Raw genomic sequence first — 6,538 nt, 5'->3', positions numbered from 1 at the left:
CGCCGACAGTGAGGTGCCTGTGCCGATCGCTGAGTTGCGCGTTGACGGCGGCATGACGGCTAACGAGCTGCTCATGCAGTTTCAGGCTGACATCCTGGGCATTCCGGTCGTGCGGCCGCGCATCATCGAGACGACCGCGCTGGGTGCCGCCTACGCCGCCGGCCTCGCCGTCGGATTCTGGTCGTCGCGCGACGAGTTGACCGCGCTGTGGCACGAAGACCGGCGCTGGCTCCCCACGATGGACGAGGCAGAACGCGAGCGCCGCCTCCGCGTGTGGAAGAAGGCCGTGACCCGCACGCTCGACTGGGTCGACGACGACACATCGGTGTAGTTCGCCCGCTCGGGTCTTCGCTTCAGCGACCTTGCTCGTCTGTCTGGGCACCAACGTCTGCAGAACGGCTTCCCTGGCCATGCGCGACGCTGCTCGGCGGATGCTGCAGACGTTAGTGCCCGCGCCCCTCCTCCCCGAGACGCGCAGTTGCCGCGGCTGCGCGCCGGTGCTGAGGTTTCGCACCCGCCCATGCTGTGCACGCGCAGAATCCGGGGTGTGACTCTGCTTAACCCCGGCGCCCTCTACGGGCGAGACGAGCTCTTGGCGTTGGTTTCGCGGCGACGTCTCGATCAGCTGGTTGAAGCCGGCAGCGTCGTGCGCCTTCGGCGTGGTGTCTATTGCTCCCCAGAGCTACCTGGCGGTGTTCAGCATGCCGTTCGCGCCGGCGGCGTGCTCGGCTGCGTATCGGCGGCCCAGTCGCTCGGCCTTTGGCACCCATCGGACGCGCGCGTACACGTTCACTTCGACCGCTCTCGATCACGACGCCGCGCATCGGGGCCAGTGGCGCACTGGTGGCCAACAGTTGCCGCTCGCGAACCCACACGCACCAGCCTCGTCGACTCACTCGCCCACGTCGTCCGCTGCCAGCCGCGTGCTACCGCGATCGCAGTGATTGACAGCGCTCTGTACGCGGGTTTGGTGTCGGAACGTGAGTTGCACGCCATCCTCGCGCGTGTGCCGATGTGCCGTCGCATTCCCACGTCGTTGTTCGACGCGCGAAGCGAGTCGGGGATCGAGTCGCTCGTGCGGGTGGCTCTCGTCGAGGCCGGACTCACGTGCACGTCTCAGGTCTGGATCCCGGGAGTCGGCCGAGTAGATCTGCTCGTCGACGGTCGCGTCATCGTGGAAGTCGATGGCCGCCGCTGGCACCAGGGTGAGCAAAGTCGAGACTATGGTCGAGACCTCGCGGCGCTCGCCTCAGGCCTCGGAGTTGTTCGGGTCGACTACACACACGCGATGATGCAAGCAGAGCTCGTGGTGGGTGCTGTGCGGCAGGCGCTTCGTCGTCCGCGCGTTCTGATCGAGGCGTGAGTCCACGGTTCGCGGGTACCAACGTCTGCAGAACGTGACGGTTGAACCTGTTCCGCATCTCTCGACCCGATTCTGCAGACGTTCGTACACGCGTTCGCGGGGCGCTGTTCGCCGAACTAGCGGGTCAAGAGGGCGGGCAGGGCAAGCAGGCTCGGGATGCTCGGCACGCCCGCGGGCGCATCGCCCTCGGCGTGGTCGGTCAGCGGGTTGCGATCGCGGCCGCGGTCGAGCCAGATGCCGAGCATCCCCGCGTCGTGCGCCCCGACGGCGTCGGTGCGCACCCGGTCGCCCACATACGCGCACTGCGAAGGCTCAACCCCGAACGCGCGGGCCGCGGCGTGGAAGATGCGCGGGTCGGGCTTGGTGACACCCAGCTCGCCCGACGCGATAACGCGGCCCTGCCGGGCCGGTTCGTCGATCGACCCGTCGGCGCGCACCGCCGTGAGGTCGAGGCGATCCCAGAGGTCAATGCGCCGCAGCTTGTCGATCTGAAAGTCGAGGTCGCCATTGGTGATGATGCCAACGCGCACGGGCGGCAGGGCGTCGAGCGCAGGGAGCACGTCGTCGAACAGCCTCCAGGCCTCGCGGTAGCCGACCAGGTAGCGCTCGAACCAGGCGAGCGCCTCGTCGTCGGTGACCTCGATGCCGTAGGGCGCGAGCAGGTCGCGGGCTCGCGCGACGCGTTGGCCCAGGTAGGTGAGCTCGCCCGTGAGGTAGCGCGTGTAGTGCCGCTCTTCGAGCTCAGCCCAGCGGCGCTGCACGGCGGCGGTGTCGTCGGCCGCGAAGGTTCCGCCTGCTGTCGACTGCGCGAGCGTGATCGCCTCTTCGACCGCACGGGTGTGCGCCATGAGGGTGTCGTCGAGGTCGAAGAGCACGACCTCGATGGCGCGGCTCACGCGCGCGGCAAGAAGCCGAGCGCGTCGTACACGCGCGTCAGCGTGGCATCGGCGATCTCTTCGGCACGCGAGGCGTTGAGCGCGAGCAGGCGGTCGAGCTCGGCGGGGTCGTCGAGCAGCTCCAGGGTGCGGGTGCGGATCGGCGTGAACGCCTCGACGACGGCCTCGGCAACTGCCGTCTTGAGCGCGCCGTACTGGAGGCCGTCGAATGACGCGACGAGGGCATCCGTCGTCTGGCCCGTCAGCAGGGCGAGAATCGACAGCAGGTTCGAAACCCCAGGCTTCTCGACCGGGTCGAATGACACGACGCCCGACGAGTCGGTCACGGCCGACTTGACCTTCTTGGTGAGCACCGAGGGCTCGTCCATGAGCCACAGGATGCCCGCGGGGCTCTCGCCCGACTTCGACATTTTCGACCCCGGGTTCTGCAGGTCGTACACCTTGGCGGTCTCTTTCAGGATGCGCACCTCGGGCACGACGAGGGTGTCGCCGAAGCGCGCGTTGAAGCGTGCGGCGAGGTCGCGCGTGAGTTCGATGTGCTGCCGCTGGTCTTCGCCGACGGGCACGACGACGGCGTCGTAGAGCAAGATGTCGGCGGCTTGCAAGATCGGGTAGGTGAAGAGCCCGACCGATGCCAGGTCGGCCCCGCCCTTCGCCGACTTGTCTTTGAACTGCGTCATGCGCGAGGCCTCGCCGAAGCCCGTGATGGTGTTGAGCACCCAGGCGAGTTGCGCGTGCGCGCTCACGTGCGACTGCACGAAGAGCGTCGAGTGCTCGGGGTCGATGCCCGCGGCGATGTATTGCGCTGCCGTGCGGCGGGTCTGCTCGCGCAGGGCAGCCGGGTCTTGCGGCACCGTGATGGCGTGCAGGTCGACGACGCAGAACACGGCGTCGTGGGTCGCCTGCATGTCACGCCACTGCAGCAGGGCTCCGGCGTAGTTGCCGAGGTGCAGGCTGGCGGCGGAGGGCTGCATGCCCGAGAACAGGCGCGGAAGACTCATAGGTTCATTGTCTCAGTGGATGCTCGGCTCGAGTGACCCGACGAGGCACAGCCTCGTCGGCGCTGGCGTCGCACGATCGCGATGCGATCGTCATAGCTCCAGCGCGTAGTCGACCACCACGGGCGCGTGGTCGCTCCACCGGGTGTCCCACGACGGCGCGCGATCGACGGCGTAGGCCTGCACGGTCGCGGCAAGAGCCGGAGTTGCCACGTGGTAGTCGATGCGCCACCCGGTGTCGGTGTCGAAGGCCTGGCCGCGCTGGGACCACCAGGTGTAGGGGCCGGGCGCCTCTCCGGCGTGCACGCGGCCGACGTCGACCCACCCGAGGCCGCTTCGCGTCGTGCCATCGACGCACTCGATGGGAGCATCCCGCTCGCCAAAGAACCGGTCGAAGTAGGCGCGCTCCTCGAGCAAGAAGCCCGCGTTCTTGCGGTTGCCGCGCCAGTTCTTGATGTCGAGTTCGCGGTGACCCACATTGAGGTCGCCGACGACGAGCGCGTAGGGCGTGTGCGCGGCGAGCAGCGGGAGGCGCTCGGTCATCGCCTCTAAGAACTTGTACTTCTCGACCTGCTTGGGGGTGTCGACCTCGCCCGAGTGCACGTAGCAGCTGACGACAGTCAGTGTCGTGCCGTTGATGTCGAGGTCGGCCTCGAGCCACCGGCCGGCGGAGTCGAAGTCGTCGGGGCCGAGTGCCACACGGTGCGCGGCGAACTCGCGGCGCGCGGCGATCGCGACGCCCGCGCGGCCCTTCGCGGTGGCGGCGTCGTGGAGCACGTGCCACTCCGGCCCGAGCAGCCCGGTGACGTCATCGGTCGATGCGCGCACCTCTTGCATCGCGAGCACGTCAACGTTGCGTACGGCGAGCCACTCGGCCATGCCCTTGCGAAACGAGGCGCGAATGCCGTTGACGTTGACAGAAGCGATGCGCACAGTGGTCGGCATGCGCCCAGTCTATGAGCGGCACCCGACGCCGGGCTGTGCGCTGGGCGACGCGTGACGAGCGGTCAGCGCCGCCCAAACAGCCGCCGGTACCACGGCGGTTCTGCAGGCTCCGGCTCGGGTTCGAAGGCCGCGACGTACGCCCGCGCGGCCTCGAGTCGCTTCGCCTCGTGCACGGGGTCGAGCACGACGCCGTCGTCGGCAACGCCGAGGGCGATCCACATGGCGGCGAGCAAAATCACTTGGCTCACAAAGTTGAACCAAATCAGCACGCCGACGAACACGGCGAACGAGGCGAGCAGCGGGTTGGTGCTGGCTCCGCCGAGAAGGGTGTTGCCGAGCACCTTGAGACCGCCCAGGGCGACGGCTCCGATGAGGGCGCCGGGGATGAGGCGCCGCAGGGGGATGCGCATTCCGGAGAGCACGCGGTAGAGCATCCCGAGCATGAACGTGTCGAGAACGAACATGACGCTCAGCGTCACCACGCGCCCGACAACCGTGGTCGAGCTCGAATCGCGGATGCCCAGCCACTCGAGCACGCCCTCCATCGCCACTGTGCCGCTGACGGAGAGTCCCGCAGAGATCAGCAGCAGAATGCCGAAGCCCAGGGCGAGGCCCGCGTCTTTGAGCTTGAGCAGGTAGTAGTTGGTGCGCGGCCCGGGCAGGTCGAACATGATGCGGATCGCGTCGCGCGCGCCCGCCATCCAGCCGAGGGCCGAGAGGAACAGGCTGACGAGCGCGATGGCGCCCGTCCAGCCGAAGATGGTGGCTTCGAGCAAGAGCCCGGGGTCGACGATCCCCTCGCCACTGCCCTCGGGGTCGATGAGGCCCGGAACGGTCTGGCGCAGCACCTCGATGAGCGCAAGCTGGAGGTCGCGGTTGCCCGACACGATGAGTCCCGCGATCGAGAACCCCACCCACAGCGCGGCAAAGACAGCGAAGACGGCCTGATAGGCGAGGCCGGCCGAGAGCAGGTAACCGCGCTTCTCGCCGAAGACGATGAAGACTTTGACGGGCTTGAACTCCATGACCCATGCGACGGTGCGCTCGATCCAGGCGAAGAGTCGCGCCCACCAGCCAGGGCGGGTGTCGGCGGCAGGCTCACTCACCCCGCCACCATAGCGAAGGCCCCGGAGTTCCCTCCGGGGCCCAACGCTATCGACACGAAAACGCTACGGACGACCCCGCAGCATCGCCTGCTTCACTTCAGAGATCGCCTTAGTGACCTCGATGCCGCGCGGGCAGGCCTCCGAGCAGTTGAAGGTCGTGCGGCAGCGCCACACGCCCTCTTTGTCGTTGAGGATGTCGAGGCGCACCTGAGCGGCGTCGTCACGGCTATCGAAGATGAAGCGGTGCGCGTTGACGATCGCGGCCGGGCCGAAGTACTGCCCGTCCGTCCAGAACACGGGGCACGACGACGTGCACGCGGCGCACAAGATGCACTTGGTCGTGTCGTCGAAGCGCGCGCGCTGCTCGATCGTCTGGATGCGCTCTTTGTCGGGCTTCGAGTTGGCCTGCAAGAACGGCTGCACGGCGCGGTACGACGCGAAGAACGGCTCCATGTCGACGATGAGGTCTTTCTCGAGCGGCAAGCCCTTGATCGCCTCGATGTAGATCGGCTTCGTGATGTCGAGGTCTTTGATGAGCGTCTTGCACGCGAGGCGGTTGCGGCCGTTGATGCGCATCGCGTCAGAGCCGCAAATGCCGTGGGCACACGAGCGACGGAACGACAGCGTGCCGTCTTGCTCCCACTTCACCTTGTGCAACGCATCGAGCACGCGGTCGGTCGAGTACATCTGCACATCGAAGTCTTGCCAGTACGGCTCGGTGTCGGTCTCGGGGTCGAACCGGCGGATGATGACCGTGACGGTGAACTCCTGAACGGCTCCGACTTCGGCGGGGGCGGTCGCCATCAGTACTTCCTCTCCATCGGCTGGTAGTGAGTAATCACGACGGGCTTCCAATCCATGCGGATGTGATCGCTCGCGTCGGCGCTGTGCGCGTCGCCCGTGAGGTAGGCCATCGTGTGCTGCATGTAGTCGGCGTCGTTGCGGTCGGGGTAGTCGTCGCGCATGTGGCCACCACGGCTCTCTTTGCGGTTGCGCGCGGAGTAGACGACGACCTCGGCGATGTCGAGCAAGAAGCCCAACTCGATCGCCTCGAGCAGGTCGGTGTTGAACCGCTTGCCCCGGTCGTGGATACCGATGTTCTGGTAGCGCTCGCGCAGCGACTGGATGGTCTTCGTCACGCTCTCGAGGCTCTCTTCGGTGCGGAACACCTGCGCGTTCTTGTCCATCTCTTCCTGCAGCTCTTTGCGCAGCGCCGCGACGCGCTCGGTG

Annotated in this window: 7 protein-coding genes and 1 pseudogene; 2 read left to right on the top strand and 6 right to left on the bottom strand. The window is 67.3% G+C overall.

From position 1 onward, the window contains the following. Both SFU54_RS04320 and SFU54_RS04315 read left to right on the top strand, forming a co-directional pair. Window positions 1-331 (top strand): FGGY-family carbohydrate kinase (locus tag SFU54_RS04320; RefSeq protein ID WP_319015073.1); only part of this gene is annotated, 331 nt, incomplete at its 5' end. Window positions 332-940: 609 nt separating this feature from the next. Beyond that, window positions 941-1,363 (top strand): hypothetical protein, encoded by a 423-nt coding sequence (locus tag SFU54_RS04315; RefSeq protein WP_319015072.1) that lies wholly within the window; start codon window positions 941-943, stop codon window positions 1,361-1,363. A 116-nt stretch (window positions 1,364-1,479) separates the two neighbouring features. On the opposite strand, the gene SFU54_RS04310 is transcribed toward SFU54_RS04315, so the two are convergent. From SFU54_RS04310 to SFU54_RS04285, 6 genes and pseudogenes are all read right to left on the bottom strand, one after another. Then, window positions 1,480-2,259 (bottom strand): HAD family hydrolase, encoded by a 780-nt coding sequence (locus SFU54_RS04310; RefSeq protein WP_319015071.1) that lies wholly within the window; start codon window positions 2,257-2,259, stop codon window positions 1,480-1,482. Next, entirely contained in the window at window positions 2,256-3,260 is a 1,005-nt protein-coding gene (gene trpS / locus SFU54_RS04305) for a tryptophan--tRNA ligase (RefSeq protein WP_319015070.1), read from the bottom strand. Before trpS ends, SFU54_RS04310 begins: the two co-directional genes overlap by 4 nt. Before the next feature lie 90 nt (window positions 3,261-3,350). Further along, window positions 3,351-4,202 carry an exodeoxyribonuclease III gene (locus SFU54_RS04300; RefSeq protein WP_319015069.1) on the bottom strand — a complete coding sequence of 284 codons (852 nt, stop codon included), beginning with the start codon at window positions 4,200-4,202 and terminating at the stop codon, window positions 3,351-3,353. A gap of 62 nt (window positions 4,203-4,264) precedes the next feature. Further along, on the bottom strand, window positions 4,265-5,308 hold the full coding sequence (locus tag SFU54_RS04295; RefSeq protein WP_319015068.1) for a YihY/virulence factor BrkB family protein: 1,044 nt from the start codon (window positions 5,306-5,308) through the stop codon (window positions 4,265-4,267). Window positions 5,309-5,371: 63 nt separating this feature from the next. Then, complete coding sequence (locus SFU54_RS04290) at window positions 5,372-6,112, bottom strand: succinate dehydrogenase iron-sulfur subunit (protein WP_319015067.1); 741 nt, start codon at window positions 6,110-6,112, stop codon at window positions 5,372-5,374. Then, window positions 6,112-6,538 (bottom strand): annotated as a pseudogene (locus SFU54_RS04285) (succinate dehydrogenase/fumarate reductase flavoprotein subunit); the annotation flags it as partial. The gene SFU54_RS04290 and the pseudogene SFU54_RS04285, both read right to left, overlap by 1 nt.

The sequence above is a fragment of the Microcella sp. genome, from assembly GCF_033763155.1.
GTDB lineage: Bacteria > Actinomycetota > Actinomycetes > Actinomycetales > Microbacteriaceae > Microcella.
Note: the sequence above shows the minus strand (reverse complement) of the source record. Positions and strands in the feature narration are given on the sequence as shown.

Bases quoted from the DNA above. Each gene is read 5' to 3' on its own strand.
- trpS (WP_319015070.1), bottom strand. From the start codon at position 3,260: ATGAGTCTTCCGCGCCTGTTCTCGGGCATGCAGCCCTCCGCCGCCAGC.
- SFU54_RS04300 (WP_319015069.1), bottom strand. From the start codon at position 4,202: ATGCCGACCACTGTGCGCATCGCTTCTGTCAACGTCAACGGCATTCGC.
- SFU54_RS04290 (WP_319015067.1), bottom strand. From the start codon at position 6,112: ATGGCGACCGCCCCCGCCGAAGTCGGAGCCGTTCAGGAGTTCACCGTC.